This window comes from Microbacterium sp. SD291 (assembly GCF_017355365.1).
Classification (GTDB): domain Bacteria; phylum Actinomycetota; class Actinomycetes; order Actinomycetales; family Microbacteriaceae; genus Microbacterium.
This window is the reverse complement of the sequence record NZ_JADIJR010000029.1, coordinates 1-20802: the sequence shown is the minus strand read 5'-3', so window position 1 is coordinate 20802 and position 20802 is coordinate 1. Positions and strand designations below refer to the sequence as shown.

Sequence of the window (20802 nt, the reverse complement as noted above, 5' to 3'; positions counted from 1 at the left end):
CGACCGGAGGAATCATGACAGTCAGCATCGGATCACGGGTGATCGGCGGCGGGCACCCCGCGTATGTCATCGCCGAGATCGGCCTGAACCACAACGGAGACGTCGCGATCGCGAAGCGCCTGATCGACGTCGCGGCGCGCGCCGGCGCTGATGCCGTGAAGTTCCAGAAGCGCACGCCGGAGATCTCCACCCCCGAGCACATGCGCGACGTGCCGCGCGAGACGCCGTGGGGCACCATGAGCTACCTCGAGTACCGTCGCCGCGTCGAATTCGGGCGTGACGAGTACGTCGAGATCGGCGATCACGCCACGATGCTGGGGCTCGACTGGTTCGCCTCGCCGTGGGACGTGCCGAGCGTCGAGTTCCTCGAGGACCTCAACGTGGTCGCGCACAAGGTCGCCTCGGCGAGCCTCACCGACACCGAGTTGCTCGTCGCGCTGCGCGAGACCGGCAAGCCCGTCATCCTCTCGACCGGGATGTCGACCATCGAGCAGGTGGACCGCGCGCTCGAGACCCTCGGCACCGACCGGGTCGTGCTCATGCACGCCACCTCGACGTACCCGCTTGAGCCGGAGGAGGCCAACCTGCGCGTGATCCCGTCGCTGCGCGACCGGTACCCCGGAATCCCGGTCGGCTACTCGGGCCACGAGCGCGGACTGCAGATCTCCCTCGCCGCAGTCGCCATGGGCGCCGTCGCCGTCGAGCGGCACATCACGCTCGACCGCACGATGTGGGGATCCGACCACGCGGCATCCCTCGAGCCCACCGGCCTCGAGCACCTCGTGCGCGACATCCGCGTGATCGAGAAGGCCCTCGGCGACGGTGTCAAGCGCGTGTTCGACAGCGAGCAGGCGCCGATGGCGAAGCTGCGTCGCGTCTCGGCGTGACCTGCACCCGTCCATGATGCCTGCAAACGGCCTGCGCGTCGTCGCGATCGCCGACGCCGACTCCTTCGTGAAGTGGGCGGCGTCGCTGCTCGGCGGCGTGCCCGGCATCCGCCCGCACCTGCTGGTCGTGCGCACTCCGCTGACCGCGAGCGTCGCGCAGGAGCGCTCGGCGCTGGCGGGGGCGGGGCTCGACCCGTCTGCGGTCTCGAGGATCGTGTTCGGCGAGACCGGGCCGTGGCTCGAAGCCCAGCGGCCGGACGTCGTGCTGCTCGCCGGGCGCGGCCCGTTCGTGCGGCTGATGGGGCGCGTGATCGATTCGCTGTCGCATCGCCCGGTCACCGTGTCCGGGCTCCCCGGCATGGCGATCCCCGCTCAGCATGGGGCGCTGGACTACCGCAGGTACACCGATCTGCTCGTGCTGCATTCGCACCGGGAGGAGCGCGCGTTCGCCGAGCTCGGGCGCCGCACCGGGGTGCGCATGTCGACGGCGCTCGCCACGCTGCCCTTCGCGCGCACCGGGGAGCGGATGCTGTCACGCGAGCGCGCCGGCGTGGTGGCCGGACTCGCCGTCCGCGCCGGCGGCGTCGCGGTGGCCGAGCGACCGGAGACGCGGGTCACGGTGCGTCCGCCCGCGAAGGACGTGGTCTTCGCCGCGCAGGCGCTCGTGCCGGTCGGACGCGAGGAGCGGGCGGAGATCGCGGCGACGCTCGTGCGGGCGGCCGAGGCGGACCCGGGCCGACGCATCGTGGTGAAGCTGCGCGCCCGGCCGGGGGAGTCGGAGACGCACCTCGAACGCGATCCGTACACGCAACTGCTGCCGAGTCGCAGACCCGAGAACCTCGTCGTGTCGTACGACTCGATGGCGACGGCGCTGCAGACGGCTGCGGGACTGGTCACGGTGAGCTCGACGGCGGCGATCGAAGCGGTGGCCCAGGGCGTCCCTGTGATCGCTCTCGACTCCTTCGGTGTGAGCAAGAGCCTGCTGAACACGGTGTTCGTGGGGAGCGGGCTCCTCGGCGGCCGGAGCGAGGTCGTGTCCGGCCGGTTCCGGCATCCGCATCCCGACTGGCTGCGCGACAACTACTTCCATCCCGAGGCGGAGTCCACGTGGTGGGAGCGGGTCGAGCAGCTCGTGGCGCTGCGTCGTGCGGGATCGCTCCCGGCGCGGAGGGTGCCCTCGGCGCGCGGCGGGACGCTGCACGAGGCCTGGCATCGCGCGAGCGTTCTCGGACGCGAGGACCGCACGCTGACCGGGACTCTCGCCCTTGCGGCGGGAGCGCCGGCCTCCAAGGCCGTCTCGGCCCTGCGCCGGCGACGCGAGGCGTCGGACGGCGGGACCTGGGCGGATGCGACGACCGATTACACGATCGAGCCGAACCCGTTCCAGGACTCGATCCGACGCTGAGCGCGGTCGGCTTCACGGAACCCACTCGGTGGACCAGTAGTCGACGACGAGGCTCAGGACGCTGCCCGCTGGCCGCGCCGACACCCAGACGGTGCGAGGATCCCAGAACGTACCCGGCACCGACATCTGCGGAGTCGCGCCCATCTCTTCCGCAAGCGCTTCTGGGGACTGCCCCGCGGGAGGTCGCACGGTGAAGGTCACCGAGCATCCTCCGCTTCCGCAGCCGACGCTATCGCCCAGAATCTCCGCGCCCTCCGGCAGCGGGACCGAGGACACCGGTGGGACATCACCCTCAGTAGCCATCATGGACAGCCACGCGACGCGTCCACCATAGAACAATGCCAGCAGCAGCGCCGCGATGATGAGCGTGGTCCACATCGCGCGTCGTCGCCTGGTTGCTCGCTCGTTCGCAGCCCATGCGGCATGGTCGAAGGGCTGAGCCGATTCCATGCCGTGAGCCTACTGGTTGAGCCGCTGAGTCGATCTTGGGACCGCCGCGCTCCACACTCCGGCCGGAAACCCTGCCGTTCGGTGGTTCTGACGCACGTTAGCGGCGACGGCCTTGTGCTGGTTTCTGACTTCCCACGGCAAAGGATCGTTATCGGTGAGTCGATGGGCGATCCGTCGATCAGGACCTCGACGCGCTTCGTGAGGATTCAAACATGTCTCATAGATCGGACATTCAGCGCGCGAGGTGTGGGACGAAACGCGGTCTCGGAGGGCGGTTTCGGGGTCGCGTTTCGTTCGTTATCGACCTGTGAACTGCGGGGTGGTTTTCGGCCGCTGATCTGGGGTGGGAATGTCCGTGGCCCCTGGTGTACTGGTGTCATGGCGGCGCTGGTGAATGCAACGATCGAGCAGGTGGGGGCGTTGGGTGCGCTCACCGATTCGGTGGTGGAGATCGAGCGCACGATCAGCCGGTTGCAGGCCGCACGGGATGGGATGCTCGCGGTCGGGGCCAGGCTCGCGTTGGACATCGCCCGGCAGGGCGACACCGACGGCCGTGATGACGGACGCGGTGTTGACGGTCGCGGCCTGGACGGCACCGATCTTGCCCTGCGTGCCGTGGCCGCGGAGCTCGGGGCGGCGCTGCGGGTGTCGGACCGGACCGTGCAGCGGCGGATGGCGGAAGCATCGTTCCTGGTGGAGCAGTTCCCGCTGCTGTGGCAGGCGCAGGGTGCGGGGCGGATCACCGCTGCGCAGGTGCGGGTGATCCTCGACGCGGGCGCCTACCTCGACGACCCGGCGGATCGGGAGGCGTTCTCGGCGCAGCTGGTCGGGTTCGCGGAGACGGAGTCCCCGAACCGGGTGGGCCGGATGGCCAGGCGGGTCGCGGAGCGGTTCCAGCCCCGCCCGCTCGAGGACCGGCACCGGGACGCAAGGGACACGCGTCGCATCCTTGCTCTGCTGCCCCGCGGTCCAAACATGGTCGGTCCAGGCCACCCCGTCCCAATAACGCCGCTCGTGACGCCCTGTCGGGTCTGGATGCCATGTTACGGGGTTCGGCGTCACGAGCGGACTCTAGCGAAAGATGCGATCAACCGCATCGCCGGGATGCAAGACTGATCGGCACCGTGCAAGCCAGCGAAGTCTGGTCGGTCGATTCGCTCACTCACGCGAGCAAGGCAACGTGGAGGCACGAGACGACGTGCGCTGCCCCGGCGATGTCCGACAATCGCCGTGTGCTCAGCGCGCGATCGCAGCGTTCCGGGCGTCGTTCAGAGATACCGACACCGTGTCGAGGTCGTCGTCGAATAGGTCGGCGTAGACATCGAGAGTCATCGCGGCGGACGCGTGCCCTAGCATCCGCTGCACCGCCTTTACGTTCGCTCCGGAGCTGATCGCCAGCGATGCCGCGGTGTGGCGCAGGTCGTGGATTGTCATGCGTTCGAGGCCGGCATCCTCGAGCGCCGTCATGAACCAGGACCGCGATGCGCCCGAGGACCGCGGCCGACCGAAGTAGCCGAGCCCGTCACCGAACAGGATCATTTCGCGCGTCTTGCCCTCGCAGAGCTTCGCGATCGGCAGTTCGAGGAACTCCGGGTACGGCACCGATCGCACCTCGTGCGTCTTGGGCGATCCGACGTGGATGTCAGCGCCGACGCGGACGGCGTTCTCGTTCACCGCAAGGCGCCGGCGCAAGGCATCCACATCGCGCACGCGCAACGCGGTCAGCTCTCCCCAACGCAGCCCGGTGTAGGCGGCGACGTACACGAGCGTCGAATTCTCGCCCGAGGCCACGGCGAGACGCTCGATCTGCTCGTGGCTGAGGTATCGATGGGCTTTGCGGTGCTTGCGGGGCAAGTTGTCGACGCCGCGAGCGGGGTTGTTTGGGATGCGTCGATCCTTGACTGCGATATCGAGCACGGATGCCAGCACACCGTGCGCGCGGATCACCACCGTCGCACTCTTCGGACGGGCGCCCTGTGCGCGCGTGCGGATGTGGTCGCGCCGGTTCGCCTTGGCGGTGCCGGCCGCGAGCTGCGACACCCACGTGCGCACATCGCTGTGATTGATCGCTGACACCGGGGTCGAGCCCCACCGTGGCATCACGTAGACACGCCACGCATCGTCAATCGCACGGTAGCTCGACGGCTTCAGCCGCGATCGCTTGGCCTCCAGCCATCCGGGCCCCAGCTCGGCGATCGTCGTGCGCGCCCGCGCCGGCTCGATGTACTCTCCCGTCGCTTTGGACACCTCGACGGTGGCGAGAAAGAGGTCCGCGTCGCGCTTGGTGCGGAACCCACGCTTGTCGGTCTGCCGATGATCGGGCGTGCGATAGCGCACGCGGTAGCGCTTGCCGGCCGCGGTCTCGTAGGCCTCAATCGTCCCCATAGAACACCGCCGTGCGTTCGAACTCGAGTTGCTCGGCACTCCATACGATGCGCCGCGCGAGCTCTTCCTCGGAGGGGAGAGTGATCGGGTTCGTCCTCTCGATCTCTGCAGCGATGCGCCGCGCGGCACTCTCGTGCGCGGAGGCTGTCATGTAGCCCGCCGCGCGGGCCCGCTGCACCCAGTTGGTTGCGGTCCGCTGCTTGAGGCCGAGAGTCTCTGCCACTGCGAGTGCGGGATTCTCGTTCGAGATCTCCGCAATCCGATACGCGGTTGCGGCGAGAAGCAGTCCGTCCTCCGGCTGAGCCTCGAATCGTGGCGCGCCGATTGGCTCATCCGACACCCGCGGCGTCCGCAGCGCGGAGATCGGCCAGGTCCACGATGGGAGGGCCAACTCGATCGCCGGGCGCACGATCGAGTGCACTCGCACAGTGCGCCAGAACGCACCGGTGATCTCAATCGGCGTACTGCGTCGGTCAATGCCGAAGGCAGCGATCTCATATCGTCCCTTCGCCTCGGAGTACTCGAGCCGAAAGTTAGCCCGAGCGAGACCCTCGTCATCCTCCGGTCCGAGTCCGCCGAGCGGTGTGGGAATCGCTGCGACGATAGTTGGACGCAACCGGATGCCGGGCGGAACAAGGATGCCTTTACCCGATGTCCTCACCAGATTCTGCACGCTTGCATCCTTGCACAAGTTGCGCCCTATTGACACGGCTAGGCAAGGATTCTATGGTATGCGTATCGGTGACATGATGACGCAAGGAGGTCGAGATGGATGCCGACGAAGTTCTATCGCCTGTCCGCGAAGACGATCCTCTACAAGCGGTCCGATGACGAAGGCGGCGATCGCGCAGCTGCGCTACCGCGGGGTCGGCCCGAGGTGACCGCGTGGATGGAGAGTCGCGCGTGTACGCGGACTGATGACGAACTAATAGTCGCCGCCGGTTCGGTACGCGACGAGCAAGCGACCGGTAAGTGTCCGCATCGCGACAGATACTTGAGTGGGATCCTCAACGCCGGCGCGATCGTCGATCGCGAGCTGCGACAGCGGTGAGCCCTCGGCCAGTTGACCGTCGAGCCAGTCGAGCGCAGCTGTCACGATTGGAAGAATCTCAGCCCGCTGGCTGGTCAGATCCCTCAGCGAACGCCCGATTGACTCAGCGGAGACGTTTCGCAACAGGCGCAGGAGGTCGCCGGCATCCTTCGAGGACAGCCGATCACGTCGGTCAGCGTCGACACGCTCCTGGATCTTGATCGCCTTCGCGACCACGAGCGCCGCGGGGCCGGCGACCCGCACGCGGACTACGCGTGGATCGCTCGGCTCCAGCGCCGCCAGCGCCATCGGCACATTGTCGTAGAGAGCGACCTCGAGCCCGCGAGTTCGGCGCGCGGTGCGAGAGCCGTGACCTGGGAGTGGAGCCGTACGCCGCGAGCTGGGGCTCGTCGCCCCCTGCGGCACCATCAGATCGACCACGATCCCATCGGCCGACATCCAGCTGCCCGGATTCCCGGAAGCCGAGGGCGTGAACCCGAAGTCGAGGAGCGATTGTGCGATGTCGGGATGGGCGGCGAGCAGTTCGGGATCGAGCGCGAGATCGGCGTCGGTCGTGTAAGTCGGCCGCGGGTCGCCGAGCGGCGCGTGCAGGTAGACGGCTTGTGCGCCGACGAGCACGATCGCGTCGAGGTGCGGCCGGAGCGACTCGAGCGCGTCGAGCAGCACTCGACGCGCGGCAACGTACTCGGGGCTGGCGTTCTCCGGGGTCACTCGGAGGCCTCCCGTGCACGAAGGACTGCGAGGTCCTCGCCCAGGGCGGTCATTCGCCCTCCGGCCGCCAACAGGTCTCCGATGATCCGCCACGAGCGTGCGATCGGGGGATCGGTGTCTTGCACGCCTTCCCTCGCGTCACTGAGGAACTCGCAGTCCGCGATCAGAATGCTCCCGCGTCTATCGGGCGCAAGGTCCATGGCACGCTCCACGCCTTTCACGTCGTCGGAATAGAGCCACACGCCTGTGGCGGGCAAAGGCGCCACCCGACCACTCTGCGCGAAGTCGGTGGATGCTGCGCGGCTGCCGGTGACCGCGAATCGAAGGTCCGATCGCTGTAGACGATCGAGCGCGACTTCCTCGCCCAGCAGCGAGAGGTATCGCGCCGGTTTGAAGGTGCTCTCGAATCCGTAGTCCTGCGCCCATCGTCGAGCGAGCGCAATACGGTCGGGCACGCGGATGCCTCCGGAGCTCACGTCGACGACTTCGTCGCCGCGCAGAAGGTCTATCACTCGACTGACCGTCCCCACGCCGGCACCGGTATCGCGCGCGAGTTCCCGCACGGATGCTGCACTCCCGACCCTCAGCAGCTGGACGATGACCTCCGAGGCCGCCTTCCCCTTCAGCGACCGCAGGCGCTGCGCGCCTGTGCTCACGGCGGGTTCGGGGTTGCGTGATGCGCCGGCGCGGTCGATCCACACCGCGGGTTCGGTGCTGCGGATGAGCATGTTGCCGGTCGCATCCCAATACGACCACCCACGACGCTCGAGTTCGTCGCGTACCGGGGGCGATAGGAACGGAGCGACGAGCACGCTGACGACGCCCGTCCCGGCCTCTCGCAGCCGGCGCACGTCAGCGCGGGATCGCGGCGAATTCAGCTTCACTTCGATGTCGAGCGCGATTGATGCGGCCCCGACCTGCGCCGCCAGGACCGCATCGGCACCGCCGCGACCGGTGGACCGGTCAACAGGCGTCGGGCGCACGCCTGTAGCCTCCAGAGCTTCGGTGAAGCCTTGGAGGAGTTCGTCTGTTCCATAAAAAGCTGTGTTGCGCATAACGTGGAACATATCGCTTTACGGAACAGCGGTCAATCCGTACGCCGCATCTGGACCAGGTGCACGCGGAGCGAACTCCGCCATCCACTCACACCTGGGTGCCGCTACGCCCCCGCTCGGCGCGGCAGGCATCGATACTGTTTCGATCTGCCTTGGGAGCACGGCGGGGAGGAGCGGCTCGATCCGGCCGGGCTGCGCGTGGAGGGGTCCTGCAAGAGCCCACACGTCGTTCAGCTGAACCACGGCGAGCGGATGCCCCTCCGCTGTCGCGATGCCGGAAGCCATTTGGAGTGACGCCAGAAGGGCCGCCATCGTGACCTGCACCTCCGCCTCCGATGCTTCGCGCGCGCGAAGCACCGCATGCGGTGACCTGAGATCAGTGCGGCTCGAGTTCCGAAGCAGGGCACGCAGGTTGTTCCGCATCGCGACAACCGCGGCGTCTGGTTCGCTGTAGTGCTCGGAAAGTGCACGCGCGAGCGCCGTCAACCGCGGATCAGGGCCGATCAGGGGCCGGATGCTGTCGCGCAGGCGCTTCCGTTCGCCCTGGAACAGACGACGGACGCCGTGCGCGTGGCTGAGGACTGCGTGGACCTCGGGAAGGTCGTCGATCAGGCCCGTGGCCTCCTCCAACGGGGTCACCGACGCAGTCGCCGGAATGTCCGTGGCGAGACTCGCGTAGCTGAAGTCGCCGTCGCGGGTGTAGAGGAACACATCCGCTGCCACCCTGCCGAAGGATCGCGGCGGCAGAACGAGGTCGATCGGCCCATGTGCGGGTCGCGTGCTGGCAATCGCACGGCTCGTGCCGGTGTTGCTCAAGGCGGTGACGCGCGCTTGTGTATTGGGTGTCCGGTAGGTCAGCTCGAGATCGATCAGCGGTTCGATGCGGAACTCCGCACGCGAGCCGACAATCTCCATGAATCCTTCGGCGGTGACGTCGACGTCGCGCGGGCGCGCCTTGATTCCGTCGGGCGAGGTGAACCCCGCCGCGCGAGCGCGCCGCCAGAGGTCTTGCATCCTGTCGCGATGGTGCTGGGGTTCCAGCATCCGCTCCAACATCCACAGCAATCGACCCGCTCCGCGTTCGGGGTGGGGTGCAAGGTGCGACCAGGTCAGCCGACGGGCGAGGTCGCCTGCGACCGCGGGTGCCCAGGTTGAGGCATCCACATATCCGAGCGCTGCGACCCATGCGAGGTAACGGGGCATGTCGTCCGCCGCGCGACGGAACTCAGTCATCGACACGCCTACGGGTGGGCTCTCGCGGACTCGAGCAGGGGCGCGCAACACGAGTTGGGCGGCCGCCATGCAGACTCGCGCGCCGAACCATTTGCCTGCGCGAGCGACCACACGTGGCGACCAGTCCGTCAGCAGCTGATCGACATAGTCGGTGTAGGTGCGCTCGTTGACCGGGCGTTCGCGCAGCGATGTGGCAGCTGTGGCGACGGCCTGCACGACGAGCTCCTCGGCCTCATCAGCCGACGCCGGTAGAGGAAGAGCCGCAAGCGTGCGAAGCAGCTCGCCAGCGGATTCAACGTCGATCATGAGGCGAGACGTCAGCATCCCGATCTCGGTCGGTGTGAGCTGTCCATCGATCTCTGTCGCGAAGCCGCGCTGCAGCAAGTTGTCGATGACTTCATCGATGTCGGCGGCCGCGCGGTTCTGAGCGAATGCGAGCGTCTGCTCGAACCACGACCGAGCACTCGATCTATCGACGACTGATCCGAGCAACAGCTCCGCAAGGATCGCATCGCCGAGTTGAGTCGTGATCCGACTGTTCGCGGCATACCCGTCGCTGAGCTTCACCTTCCAGGCGGCTTCATCGGCGCGTGGCACCAGCATGAACCCGAAGCCCTCGGGCTCCTGCCCAGCCCGTCCGGCCCGGCCGAACATCTGCTGCGCTTGGCTTACCTCGAGCGGCGACATCCCCAGCTCGAGATCGCGAATGATCACGAACTTGGCTGGCGTGTTGACCCCCGTAGACAGTCCCGATGTTGCAACGAGCACCCGAAGCCGACGCGCCCGAAACTCATCGAGCGCACGTCCTGCGCGGGGCGCGTCGCGAAAATGGATGCCGACTCCATGGCGAAAGCACGCCTCGACAACCGTCTCGAGATCGACGTTTCGGAACGGCACTCCCGCCGCACGCGCCGCCGTACGCAGGACGCCCGCCTTACTCCCGCAGAACACCACGGCACTGGATACCGCCGAGCCGCTGTCTTCCGCCGCAGAGTCGCTGCCCAGGTTGCCGCCGACGAGGCTCCGCAGCAGGGGAACGACGACGTCATCCTTCGCGGCTTCATACTGTTCGCGTTTGCCGTGCGCGGGCACGTCGTACGGAACGAGTTGCGTGGTCAGCACAGTCGGCCGCCACGTGGAACGCACCAAATCCGCGTGAAACCACGCCGCCAGTTCGTCTGCGTTCGATACTGTCGCGGACAGCGCGACGATCCGAGTGCGTCCCTCGGCGACGCGCAGGCGTGCGATAAGCGACTCGAGCGTCGCGCCGCGGGTCGAATCACCCACGAGATGCACCTCGTCGATGATCAGGCATCCAATCCGTCCAACGACGTCCTTCAACGACGCTCGCCGATACAGCGCCTCGAACTTCTCCGTCGTCGCTACCCACAGCTGAGCCTGTTTGACCGCGTCGCTCGACATGTTGGTCTCACCGGTCAGCTCGATCGTGCGGATGCCGTGAGCGTTCCACCGGCGCGCGATCTCCGCGACCTCGGCAGCCAAGGCGCGTGCCGGCAAAAGCCACACCGCAGGCTTGCCGTCGGACACGATCGATCGCAGCGCAGCGACCTCGCCGATGAGCGTCTTGCCCGAGCTCGTAGGCGCGACCACCATCACATGCCCCGTCGTTGACAGCACCACCGGCACCGCCATTGACTGCAGGGGATTCAAACGGTCGAACTGGTCGAGATACTTCCGTAGCTGAGGTGGAATGAGCGTCGATGCAGGCGTCCAGGCTTCATCACCCTCAGCGACCGCGGTCGCCTTGTCGAGAAGAGACGCGAATCCGAGCTCAACTGCCTCGACCATCACCGGCTCTGTGTAGAGGAATCCGGAATTCTGGTTGCGAGCGATTTCCGAAGCGGTGAAGTTCATCGAGTGTGTGATCGCAACTGAGTCGGACAGCATTTCCTTCTCGTGGATGTATCGCACCGCCACGACCGGGACCGCGGCCCTGCGCAGCTCGCGCGCGACCGCGTCGTTCGACGACTCAGGTCGGCAGAGCACCTTGACGTCGACGCCGCGGCGTTTCGCGGTGAGTACTGCGTCGAGGAGCCGACGAGCGACGGGCGAGGCATCCCACCAGGGCACCTTCACCCACAGGCGAGTGCGCGCCGTTGCGATGGCTTCGGTCAGCGCGACGAGTAGGTCGGCGCCCTCGCCGTAGTTCGATAGCCGTCGAGGCTCCCCAGCCGGACTCACGCACACTCCCCCATTCCGGGAAAGCGTATCGGGCTAGGGCTCGTGGACGGCCTCCGCGCTAGGCTCCGGCGCACACCACTGGACGTCTGGCGGTTCGGTGCTCCACCCTGAGGGGCCCTGCGAAAGCTGAGGCCCCTCAGCCTTTGCTACAGCCCGAGTCCGCCGCGGCTCGTCGTCGGCTGTGGCACCGAACCCGTCGCATCGGGCGCTACGAACCGCCGCGCGGCGCGGCTGAGGTCGATCTGCGCGGCTCGCCGCGAGTCCTCGATCGTGGGCTCAAGCACTCCCCGTCCCATCGCGGCGGCCACTTCCGTGCGAGCAGCATCCGCCGAGCCGGCGACCACCATCGCCTCGTTCCACCGCCGCCCCCGCGTGAGCCCGACATATAGTCCGGCGGCATCGACGCCGGGGCCGACGATCGACGCGTCCACCGTCTCGCCCTGGATGCCGTGCACCGTCGAGGCGTACGCGAGGTGGGCATGCTCGGCCGCGTATTCGGCCGGTATCCACCGCCGCTCGGTCGAGTCGGTGACGTTCGCGAGCGAGATCCGATCGTCGTCGATGCCGGTGATGACCCAGGTCGCTCGGTTCTGCACGTCGGCGGCACGATCGTTGCGTCTCGTCTGGATGACGTCGCCGACGAGCATCCGCTGTCCGCCGCGTCCGAGGGCGACAGCATCCGTCGCCAGTTCACCCGCCTCGAGCCGGCGTTGCTGAATCGCCTCGCTGATCGCGTCGGCGTCGTCGTTGGTCGCGACGACGAGCGCGACCCGCTCACCACGGCCGACCCGCTCGAACCATGCACCGACCATCGCGTCGTGCGCAGCATCCGTGCTGCTGACTCGCATGACGTGACCGCCGGCTTCGAGCTCCTCGGCGACCGTTGTCGCCTCGTGCGGCGTCGACACCTCCCGCAGCCGCAGCGTGAGCTCCCCGTAGGCCCGATCCGCGAAGCGGTGCACAGAACGGAGCTCGACGACCTGATCGGCGTGGCGCGTGAGCAGGGCCATCGCGCCGACGTGTCCGACCGGCGCGGCTTGGCGCGGGTCGCCGATCATCACGATCCCCGCGCCGGTCTCCTCGAGCACCATGCCGAGAGCGTCCGCGCTCTGCAGGTCGACCATCCCGGCCTCGTCGACGACGATCCGATCGCCGCGCCGCAATGCGAACCGCTGAGGCCCGAGATGTCGCCGGCCGGTAGCCTCGTCGACGTCCCCGACGCCGAGACGCGACCAGCGCTGACCGCCTGCCGGGCCGGGTTCCCATCGCCACCCATAGTCCGCGAGCAGCGCATGCAGACTCGACGCCGTTACCCCGACCTCACGCTCCGCGACGATCGCAGCCTTCTTCGTGGGCGCAACGAACACGACGGCTCGGCGCTGCAGGGTGAGCGCATCCCGGGCAACGCGGAGGAGTGTCGTCTTGCCCGATCCCGCGGGACCGGTGATCGAGACGAGGCGGCTGGTGCCCGCGATGGCGGATGCCGCGGCAAGCTGCGCATCGTCAAGCTCGCCCCGGTCGCCCGCGTGTCGGCGCGCGATGGCGCGCATCTGCTCTTTGCGCGGCAGGGCACCGGGCGCGGCCAGCCCGGCAAACCGATTGCCAACACGGAGTTTGAGAAGAACGGTCTCCGACGCCATCAGGGCCTTGATGTGCGGCTGCTTGGACGTGTCGTCGGGCACGAGGTCGAGGGTGTCGTCGAGCGCCCGCACGACCACATCGTCGATCAGCTCGTCGAGGACAGCGCGGTCGGCGGTCACTCCGCTGCGAGATAGGGCCCGTAACGCTCCCGCGCGCACGTCCCACCGCGAGAACCGACCGCTGCTCCCAACCGACCGGGTGTCGGCATCCACAATCGCCATCTGCGCGAGAAGGTCCCGGTCGAGGTCGGCGATCGCGGTCGGCTCGAGGCGCACAGGGCTGCGGTGCCAGAGCAGCAGGGGATCGATGTCGGCAAGCTCGGCGCGCACACGCACCTCCCACTCCCCCTCGTCGACGTGAGTGGGCTTGCCCGGCCGACCCTGCGCCCACGCGAGCGAGTCGATGTGCTTGAGGTCGGCGGCGCCCGGCTCACGACCCGGGTGCCCGCTCCGCCACTCTGCGACAAGACATGTGCGATTGCGCTCGATCTTGTTCGAGCGCCGCGACAGTGGGCGGACCACGTGCGCGAGCTGCGCGATCTCACCGTCGTCATCGAGCGTGTACCCGTGGGCAGCGAGTGCCTCGACCCACCGCGGATCGGTGCGCGCAGCGAGCTCACCCTCGGCGTTGATCACGGTGTGGAGCTTCATCGCCACACGCGAGTCGAGACTCGACCACTGGCCGTCGACCCCCTGCACCTTCATGTTCAGCCATAGGTGGCGGTGGATGTGCGGGTCGAGCGCCCGCGAACGCCGGTGCTGCAGCTCGACGACTTCGAGCCTGGCGATGTCTTCACGGATGCTGCCGCCATGCCCGCGCCGCGCGTTGAGCTCGCGCTGCCACTGCGTGATGGTCAGGTCACGCATCCGATCCTGGAGAGCCTCGAACTCGGCGGCGAGCTCGGGATCGAGCAGGGCCGCGATGCTGTATGACTTCGGAAAGTTGATGGTGCCGTCGAGAAGGAGGTCGGCGTTGTCGAGGCAGTGCGGCCTGCCGCGCTGCGCCCCCGTCTGAGGATCCGCACCCTCGATCCAGTGCCGAAGCTGCCCAGGGTCGAGTGTGTCGCGAGCGATTGATCCGTTGACTACCGTGAACCGCGAGACGACCTCGCCGCCGCTATAGCTGAGTGCGGATGTCGCGCCGGCGGCTGAGGTGACGTGCGCATCACAGCTTCCGTCGAACGCGTAAGAGATGGCATTGCGGATGCCGCGGCCAGCCACTCCCCGCTTCCAGCTCCGCAGCCCGCCTCTCATGGAGCCAGGATACATGCGTAGTCATGTCACCACCAGGCATGGTGCCTACGTGCATTGCCTCTTCGTTCGCCTCTTCGTTCGCCACTGCTCGCCTCGCAAAGCTGGCCGCGCGGGTCGGGTGTCGTTTCGCCGCGAGCGTGTTCTGCCGCTATGTCGGATCACTTTCGAGCGGTGTACTCGCCCCGCATGATGCTCCCTCCTAACCGCGAAGACCAGTGCTGGCAGGTCTGGCGGTCATCCGCCTCCTGGGCGGTGCCGCATGTTGCGGACCGCCGACACCGAAACGTTGGCGTCGCGCTGGCCAACCATCTTGTGGGCGGGGTCGGACTGCAGACAGCGGTCGACTGTGCATGGAGGCCTGAGTGAGCCAGCCATGCAGAGCTGGGTCGTTCCGGACTCTGCGCTTGAAAATGGGCGATCCAGCCATCGTCGAACTCGGGCGATCGCTTGTTCCGGTCACGGCACCGCCTGGTCGTCTGCTCTACTCCGTTGTCGAACCCAGTGATCGGGCTTGAGTCGCGCCTGACCAGTCTGTTCTGAGTCAGAGCTTTCGGAGTCGCTCCGGATCAGGTGCCTTCACAGGGTCCCATCCGCGCCGCGGGGTGCGCGCGCCGCGGCCGTCGTCACGCGAGCGATAGACGATGTAGGGGCGGAAGAGATAGCCGACGGGCGCGGAGAACACGTGCACAAGGCGGGTGAACGGCCACAGCGCGATCAGCGCGAAAGCGGTGAGGACGTGCAGTTGGAAGATGAGCGGGACTTCCGTCATGAGCTCCGGCTGGGGCTGGAAGAACAGGATGCTGCGGATCCACGGAGAGATCGTCTCGCGGTAGTGGAAGCCGCCGCCGAACACCTGGTAGACGACGGTCGCGAGCGTGCCGAAACCGAGTGTGGCTGCGAGGAAGACGTACATGACCTTGTCCATGACCGTCGTGGCCAGGAAGACGGGTCCGACGGTTCGGCGGCGATAGATGAGGATGCCTAGACCGGCGAGCGTGAGCACGGCGGCGAGCGTTCCCAGGGTCGTGGCACCGAAGTGGTAGATCTCCTCGGAGATGCCGATCGCGTATAGCCACTCCCGGGGCACGAGCAGGCCCACCACGTGTCCTGCGAGGACCATCAGGATGCCGAGGTGGAACATCGGCGATCCCCACCGCAGGAGGCGGTTCTCATACGTCTGGCTCGAACGGGTCGTCCAGCCGAACTTGTCGTACCGATAGCGCCAGAGGTGACCGACGATGAAGACGGCGATCGCCGCATACGGCACGGCCACCCACAGGATGAACGACATCGTGTTCACGAGGCAGCCCCTCTCTGCGTGACCGGGGCGAACGTCGGCAGATTGCCCAGGAAGCTCAACCCGACGGTCTCGGTGGGCGGCCCTTCATTGACGAGATCGAGGAACCGCTCACGCGTGCGCGCGTCGATCGGCGGAAGTGACAGGGTCACCACCCGGATCAGGAGTGCCCAGGGGCTGTCGAGGCCCTCCAGCGCAGCCCGCAGGACTTCGACGCCCTCGCGGTGGGACGCGATGAGCGCACCGGCGATGGGGGACGAGGACCTCGCCGAGAACTCCAGGACCGCCGGCAGATAGTCCGGCAGGTCGGCGGCGTCGAACTCCCACCCGGCCGCGCGATAGGCCTCGAGGAAAGTGACGAGTGCGGTCCCGCGGCGGCGCGTGTCGCCCGTCGAGTAGTAGCTGATGTAGAGGCTGCACTTGCGTTTCAGGTCGAACGTGGTCACGTAGAGGCGTTGCCATGACGTCTCTCCTTCGCGCTCGGCACGCTCTATGAACTGAATCAGCGGCGACCGGATCTCGGGCGGCAGGCCGACCAGATGATCGCGCAACGCGTGCAGGCGCCTGAACCACGCGGCATCCGGATAATCCAGCAGCAGGGACACCAGCATGTGCGTCCGGGCCCGGTTCTCCTCCGACAGCCGCAGTGCCGGCAGTTCGGGGGGAAGGGCCGTGCGGGGGGTCACCCGGGTGACGGTGGTGACCGGACCGGAGCTCGTGAACGGGGTGCGCATCACGACTCTGCCTTTGCCTGGCCGGTGTCGTGCGCCGTGCCGTCGGCTGCGGGCGGGAACAGCCCATCCGCCGAGCCGTTGCCGTCCCAGTTGAGCAGGTTCACCCGACCCGGAGACGAGGGGCGGTCCGCGGTCTGGCGGTTCTGGAGCACGTGGAAGTTCTCCACCGCCACCGGCACCGGTTTGCCGCTGGAGGATCCGAACGGCCCGGCGCCCCCCATTCCCGGTCCGTCTTCGTAATCGAGCGAGCAGGCCATCTCCTCCAGCGCGTGCGCCTGTTCGGTGTGGGCCGAAGGGATGACGTAGCGATCCTCGTACTTCGCGATCGCGAGCAGCCGGTACATCTCCTCGATCTGGGTGCCGGTCATCCCGACTGCGCGGGCGATGCGCTCGTCACGCTCGTCGTCGAGGTTGATGCCGCGCACATAGGACCGCATGGCGGCGAGACGACGGAGAGCATGATCGACGGGTGCGATGTCGCCGGCGGTGAACAGCTCGGCCAGATAGCCGATCGGGATGCGGAGCTTGTCGATCGCCGCGAATAGCGTGCGCGCGTCTTCTCCGTCATTGCCGGAGCCCGAGACGACGTCCACGACGGGAGACAGCGGGGGGATGTACCAGACCATGGGCATCGTGCGGTACTCGGGGTGCAGCGGGAGTGCGACCTCGTACTGCATCAGCTTCCAGATGGGGCTGCGCTGAGCCGCCTCGATCCAGTCCTCCGGGATGTTTCCCTGCCGGGCCCCTTCGATGACGGCGGGGTCATGCGGGTCGAGGATGATCTGGCGTTGCGCCATCAGGAGGTCCTTGTCGTCTTCGACGCTCGCCGCTTCGGCGACACGATCGGCGTCGTAGAGGACCAGGCCGAGATAGCGCAGCCGCCCGACGCAGGTCTCGGAACACACGGTCGGGAGGCCGACCTCGATGCGCGGGTAGCACATCGTGCACTTCTCGGCCTTGCCGGTCTTGTGGTTGAAGTAGACCTTCTTGTAGGGACACCCCGAGACGCACATGCGCCAGCCTCGGCACGCGTCCTGATCGACGAGGACGATGCCGTCTTCGGCACGCTTGTACATCGCCCCGGAAGGGCATGACGCCACACACGACGGGTTGAGGCAGTGCTCGCAGATGCGCGGCAGGTAGAACATGAAGGCCTTCTCGAACTCGGCCTTCACCGACTCGCTCATCTTCTTCAGAATCGGGTCGTCCTGCATCGTCTCGAGCGATCCGCCGAGGTTGTCGTCCCAGTTGGCTGACCAGGAGATCTTCATGTTCTCGCCGGTCAGCAGACTCTTCGGACGGGCGACGGGCACCTGTGCGCCGCGCGGCGCATTCAGGAGCATGTCGTAGTCGTACGTCCACGGCTCGTAGTAGTCATGGATCTCGGGCAGCTTCGGGTTGGAGAAGATCCGTGACAGCTTGGCCAGGCGCCCGCCGCTGCGCAGCTTGAGGCGGCCGCGCTTGTTGAGCACCCAGCCGCCGCCCCACTTCTCCTGGTCCTCATAGCCGCGCGGGTACCCGACGCCGGGCCGGGTCTCGACGTTGTTGAACCACACGTACTCGACTCCGGTGCGATTCGTCCACGCCTGCTTGCATGTCACCGAACAGGTGTGGCATCCGATGCACTTGTCGAGGTTCATCACCATCGACATCTGGGCCATGACCTTCATCAGTACTCCACCTCTTGGCTGCGGCGCCGGATCGTCGTGATCTCGTCGCGCTGATTGCCGGTCGGGCCCAGATAGTTGAATGCCCAGGTGAGCTGCGCGTACCCGCCGATCAGATGACTGGGCTTGAGGAGGATGCGGGTGAGTGAGTTATGTATGCCCCCGCGCTGGCCGCTCATCTCGGAGATGGGCACATCCACAGTGCGGTCCTTCGCGTGGTACATGTACACGGTGCCTTCCGGCATCCGGTGCGAGACGATCGCGCGTGCGACGACGACGCCGTTCCGGTTGTACGACTCGATCCAGTCGTTGTCGCGGACGCCGATCTTCGCGGCATCCTGTGCGCTCATCCAGATCGTCGGGCCGCCGCGACTGAGCGACAGCATGAACAGGTTGTCCTGGTACTCGGAGTGGATCGACCACTTCGAATGCGGTGTCAGGTACCGCACCGAGACCTCCATCTGCCCCGGCGCGCCTGGCCCGGCGATGCGCTTCGTCGCGCCGACCTGGGCATCGCCGAAGAGACGGTGCATGTCCAGCGGCGGCCGGAAGGTCGGGAGGTTCTCGCCGAGCTCCTCGATCCAGTCGTGATCGAGGTAGAAGTGCTGGCGACCGGTGAGGGTGTGCCACGGCTTCAGATGCTCGACGTTGATCGCGAACGCCGTGTAGCGTCTGCCGCCGTGTTCGGAGCCCGACCACTCGGGGGACGTGATGACGCTGCGCGGCTGCACTTGGACGTCGGCGAAGGTGATGTGCGCGCCCTCGTGGTCCTCGGCGAGCTGCGCGATGCGCTGCCCGGTGCGTTTCTCCAGCTCGCGGAAGCCCTGCACCGCGAGGCGGCCGTTGCTTGTTCCCGAGAACGCGAGGATCATCTCGCAGACCCGCTTGTCGGTGTCCAGTCGCACCGACCCTGCATACGGACCGGCCTTCACTGTTCCGTTGACGTGCGCGAGGTGGTCGATCTCCTGGTCGGGACGATAAGTGATGGCCTTCGTCGTCATTCCGAGCTTCGCGGTGAGTGGACCGAGTGCTTTCCACTTCTCGTAGAGGTTCGGGTAGTCGCGCTCCACGATGATGAGCTTGGCCATCGTCTGCCCCGGCACCAGCGGCAGGTCGTCCCGGATGGTGCCGTGCGGGGTCGCCATGGCGTCCACGCTGTCGTGCTGCAGCGGCGAGGCGACGATGTCGCGCCGCACGCCGAGGTGTGTCACGGCGAGCTCGCTGAAGCGCTCGGCGATGGCGCCGAACATGTCGAAGTCCGTTCGCGTCTGCCACGGCGGGTTGATCGCGGGGCTGAACGCGTGGATGAACGGATGCATGTCGGTGGACGAGAGGTCGTGCTTCTCGTACCAGGTCGCGGCCGGCAGCACGATGTCGCTGAACAGCGTCGTGCTCGTCATGCGGAAGTCCGCCGTCAGCAGCAGGTCGAGCTTGCCCTGCGGCGCCTCCTCACGCCAGCGCATATCGCGCGGACGGGCGCCCTCGGGCGTCTCGGACGCGCGGATCGCCGCGTCGGCGCCGAGCAGATGCTTGAGGAAGTACTCGTTGCCCTTGCCCGACGAGCCGAGCACGTTCGCGCGCCAGATGGTGACGATGCGCGGAAAGTTCTCCGGGGCATCGGGATCCTCGACGGCGTACTCGAGCGATCCGTCGGTGAGGCTGTCGACGATGTGCTGGGCCGGTTCCTTGCCCGCCGCCTCGGCCTCGTCGCACAGGTCCAGCGGGTTGCGCGAGAACGTGGGGTACGCCGGCATCCATCCCCGCTTGACCGACTCCACGAGGCAGTCCGCGGTCGTGCGATCCGCGAACTTTCCGCGGGCGAGCGGTGAGGCTAGCTGATCCGCGGGGAGGCCGTCATAGCGCCACTGGTCGCTGGCCAGGTACCAGAAGGCGGTGCCGATGTGCTGACGAGGAGGACGGTTCCAGTCGCCCGCGGTCGCGTACTGCGAGTAGCCCGTGATGGGACGCACCTTCTCCTGACCGACGTAGTGCGCCCAGCCGCCGCCGTTGACCCCCTGGCACCCCGTCATCGTCGTGAGCGCGAGGAAGGTGCGGTAGATCGTGTCGGAGTGGAACCAGTGGTTCGTGCCCGCGCCCATGAGGATCATCGAACGGCCGCCGGATCGGTCGGCGTTGTCGGCGAACTCGCGGCCGATCCGCATCGCCTGGGCGGCCGGGACCGATGTGATCTCCTCTTGCCACGCGGGTGTTCCCGGTGACGACGGGTCGTCGTATCCGGTGGGCCATTGTCCCGGCAGTCCCGGGCGTGCCACTCCGTATTGCGCGAGCAGCAGGTCGAACACCGTCGTCACGAGTCGTCCCGCGACACGCCGCACGGGCACGCCTCGGGCGATGATGCCGGAGCCGCCGGTGTGCTCCCCTCCGGGCTCCGGAGCGAGGTCGAACCGAGGCAGAAGCACCTCGGTCGACTCGGTCGTGTCGGCGAGGTCCGACAGTGACAGCGGCGGCACCACCTCTCCCAGGTCCAGATTCCACAGGCCCTCGTCCTCGAGAGTGAACCGGTGTCCGAGGGAGCCGTTCGGTACGACCGGCGAACCGCTCTGGTCCAGCAGCACGGTCTTGAACTCGGCACGAGGGACCGCGGCATCCCTCCCGCCGAGATCTCCGGCCGTGAGGAATTTGCCCGGTACCAGCGAGTCCCCGTGAGGTTCGAGTGTGACCAGATAGGGGGCGTCGGTGAACCTCCGCATGTAGTCCTCGAAGCGCGCGGTGCGCTTGTCAACGAAGTGCTCTTTCAGGATGACGTGACCCATCGCCAGCGCGAGCGCCGCGTCGGTGCCGGGGTGGGGCGCGACCCATTCGTCGGCGAA

At 67.3% G+C, this 20802-nt stretch carries 13 protein-coding genes and 2 pseudogenes; 3 read left to right on the top strand and 12 right to left on the bottom strand.

The window, feature by feature from the left end; genetic code table 11:
- Positions 1 to 14 precede the first annotated feature (14 nt).
- Entirely contained in the window at positions 15 to 887 is an 873-nt protein-coding gene (locus IPV10_RS13775) for an N-acetylneuraminate synthase family protein (protein ID WP_207484767.1), read from the top strand.
- A gap of 16 nt (positions 888 to 903) precedes the next feature.
- The gene (locus IPV10_RS13770) at positions 904 to 2292 is read left to right on the top strand and encodes a DUF6716 putative glycosyltransferase (protein WP_207484765.1); all 1389 of its coding nucleotides are present in this window, start codon (positions 904 to 906) and stop codon (positions 2290 to 2292) included.
- A gap of 12 nt (positions 2293 to 2304) precedes the next feature.
- On the opposite strand, the gene IPV10_RS13765 is transcribed toward IPV10_RS13770, so the two are convergent.
- Positions 2305 to 2742 carry a hypothetical protein gene (locus IPV10_RS13765; RefSeq protein ID WP_207484764.1) on the bottom strand — a complete coding sequence of 146 codons (438 nt, stop codon included), beginning with the start codon at positions 2740 to 2742 and terminating at the stop codon, positions 2305 to 2307.
- Between IPV10_RS13765 and IPV10_RS17410 the strand changes: the two are divergent.
- A pseudogene (locus tag IPV10_RS17410) lies at positions 2716 to 3678 on the top strand (DUF222 domain-containing protein); the annotation flags it as partial. The gene IPV10_RS13765 and the pseudogene IPV10_RS17410 sit on opposite strands and share 27 nt — an antisense overlap.
- 57 nt (positions 3679 to 3735) lie before the next feature.
- On the opposite strand, the pseudogene IPV10_RS17405 reads toward IPV10_RS17410, so the two are convergent.
- From IPV10_RS17405 to IPV10_RS13710, 11 genes and pseudogenes are all read right to left on the bottom strand, one after another.
- A pseudogene (locus tag IPV10_RS17405) lies at positions 3736 to 3804 on the bottom strand (hypothetical protein); the annotation flags it as partial.
- Between the two features lie 174 nt (positions 3805 to 3978).
- Entirely contained in the window at positions 3979 to 5166 is a 1188-nt protein-coding gene (locus IPV10_RS13755) for a tyrosine-type recombinase/integrase (RefSeq protein ID WP_307861140.1), read from the bottom strand.
- Positions 5114 to 5800, bottom strand: coding sequence for a hypothetical protein (locus tag IPV10_RS13750; RefSeq protein WP_207484760.1), 687 nt, complete (start codon positions 5798 to 5800; stop codon positions 5114 to 5116). The genes IPV10_RS13755 and IPV10_RS13750 overlap by 53 nt, the downstream gene beginning before the upstream one ends.
- A 252-nt stretch (positions 5801 to 6052) precedes the next feature.
- Complete coding sequence (locus IPV10_RS13745) at positions 6053 to 6844, bottom strand: GSU2403 family nucleotidyltransferase fold protein (protein WP_207484759.1); 792 nt, start codon at positions 6842 to 6844, stop codon at positions 6053 to 6055.
- Positions 6845 to 6885: 41 nt separating this feature from the next.
- Positions 6886 to 7944 (bottom strand): hypothetical protein, encoded by a 1059-nt coding sequence (locus IPV10_RS13740; protein WP_207484757.1) that lies wholly within the window; start codon positions 7942 to 7944, stop codon positions 6886 to 6888.
- 18 nt (positions 7945 to 7962) lie between these two features.
- Positions 7963 to 11379: a DEAD/DEAH box helicase gene (locus IPV10_RS13735; RefSeq protein ID WP_207484756.1), complete on the bottom strand. Its 3417-nt coding sequence runs from the start codon at positions 11377 to 11379 to the stop codon at positions 7963 to 7965.
- 146 nt (positions 11380 to 11525) lie between these two features.
- Positions 11526 to 14273 carry an AAA family ATPase gene (locus IPV10_RS13730; protein WP_207484754.1) on the bottom strand — a complete coding sequence of 916 codons (2748 nt, stop codon included), beginning with the start codon at positions 14271 to 14273 and terminating at the stop codon, positions 11526 to 11528.
- A gap of 541 nt (positions 14274 to 14814) precedes the next feature.
- Entirely contained in the window at positions 14815 to 15564 is a 750-nt protein-coding gene (gene narI / locus IPV10_RS13725) for a respiratory nitrate reductase subunit gamma (RefSeq protein WP_207484797.1), read from the bottom strand.
- A gap of 5 nt (positions 15565 to 15569) precedes the next feature.
- Positions 15570 to 16304: a nitrate reductase molybdenum cofactor assembly chaperone gene (narJ, locus tag IPV10_RS13720; RefSeq protein WP_207484753.1), complete on the bottom strand. Its 735-nt coding sequence runs from the start codon at positions 16302 to 16304 to the stop codon at positions 15570 to 15572.
- Positions 16304 to 17974: a nitrate reductase subunit beta gene (narH, locus tag IPV10_RS13715; RefSeq protein WP_207484751.1), complete on the bottom strand. Its 1671-nt coding sequence runs from the start codon at positions 17972 to 17974 to the stop codon at positions 16304 to 16306. Before narH ends, narJ begins: the two co-directional genes overlap by 1 nt.
- On the bottom strand, positions 17974 to 20802 hold a 2829-nt coding region (locus IPV10_RS13710), incomplete at its 5' end, for a nitrate reductase subunit alpha (protein ID WP_207484749.1). The genes narH and IPV10_RS13710, both read right to left, overlap by 1 nt.

Bases quoted from the DNA above. Each gene is read 5' to 3' on its own strand.
- IPV10_RS13775 (WP_207484767.1), top strand. From the start codon at position 15: ATGACAGTCAGCATCGGATCACGGGTGATCGGCGGCGGGCACCCCGCG.
- IPV10_RS13770 (WP_207484765.1), top strand. From the start codon at position 904: ATGCCTGCAAACGGCCTGCGCGTCGTCGCGATCGCCGACGCCGACTCC.
- IPV10_RS13765 (WP_207484764.1), bottom strand. From the start codon at position 2,742: ATGGAATCGGCTCAGCCCTTCGACCATGCCGCATGGGCTGCGAACGAG.
- IPV10_RS13740 (WP_207484757.1), bottom strand. From the start codon at position 7,944: ATGCGCAACACAGCTTTTTATGGAACAGACGAACTCCTCCAAGGCTTC.
- IPV10_RS13730 (WP_207484754.1), bottom strand. From the start codon at position 14,273: ATGAGAGGCGGGCTGCGGAGCTGGAAGCGGGGAGTGGCTGGCCGCGGC.
- narI (WP_207484797.1), bottom strand. From the start codon at position 15,564: ATGTCGTTCATCCTGTGGGTGGCCGTGCCGTATGCGGCGATCGCCGTC.
- narJ (WP_207484753.1), bottom strand. From the start codon at position 16,304: ATGCGCACCCCGTTCACGAGCTCCGGTCCGGTCACCACCGTCACCCGG.
- narH (WP_207484751.1), bottom strand. From the start codon at position 17,974: ATGAAGGTCATGGCCCAGATGTCGATGGTGATGAACCTCGACAAGTGC.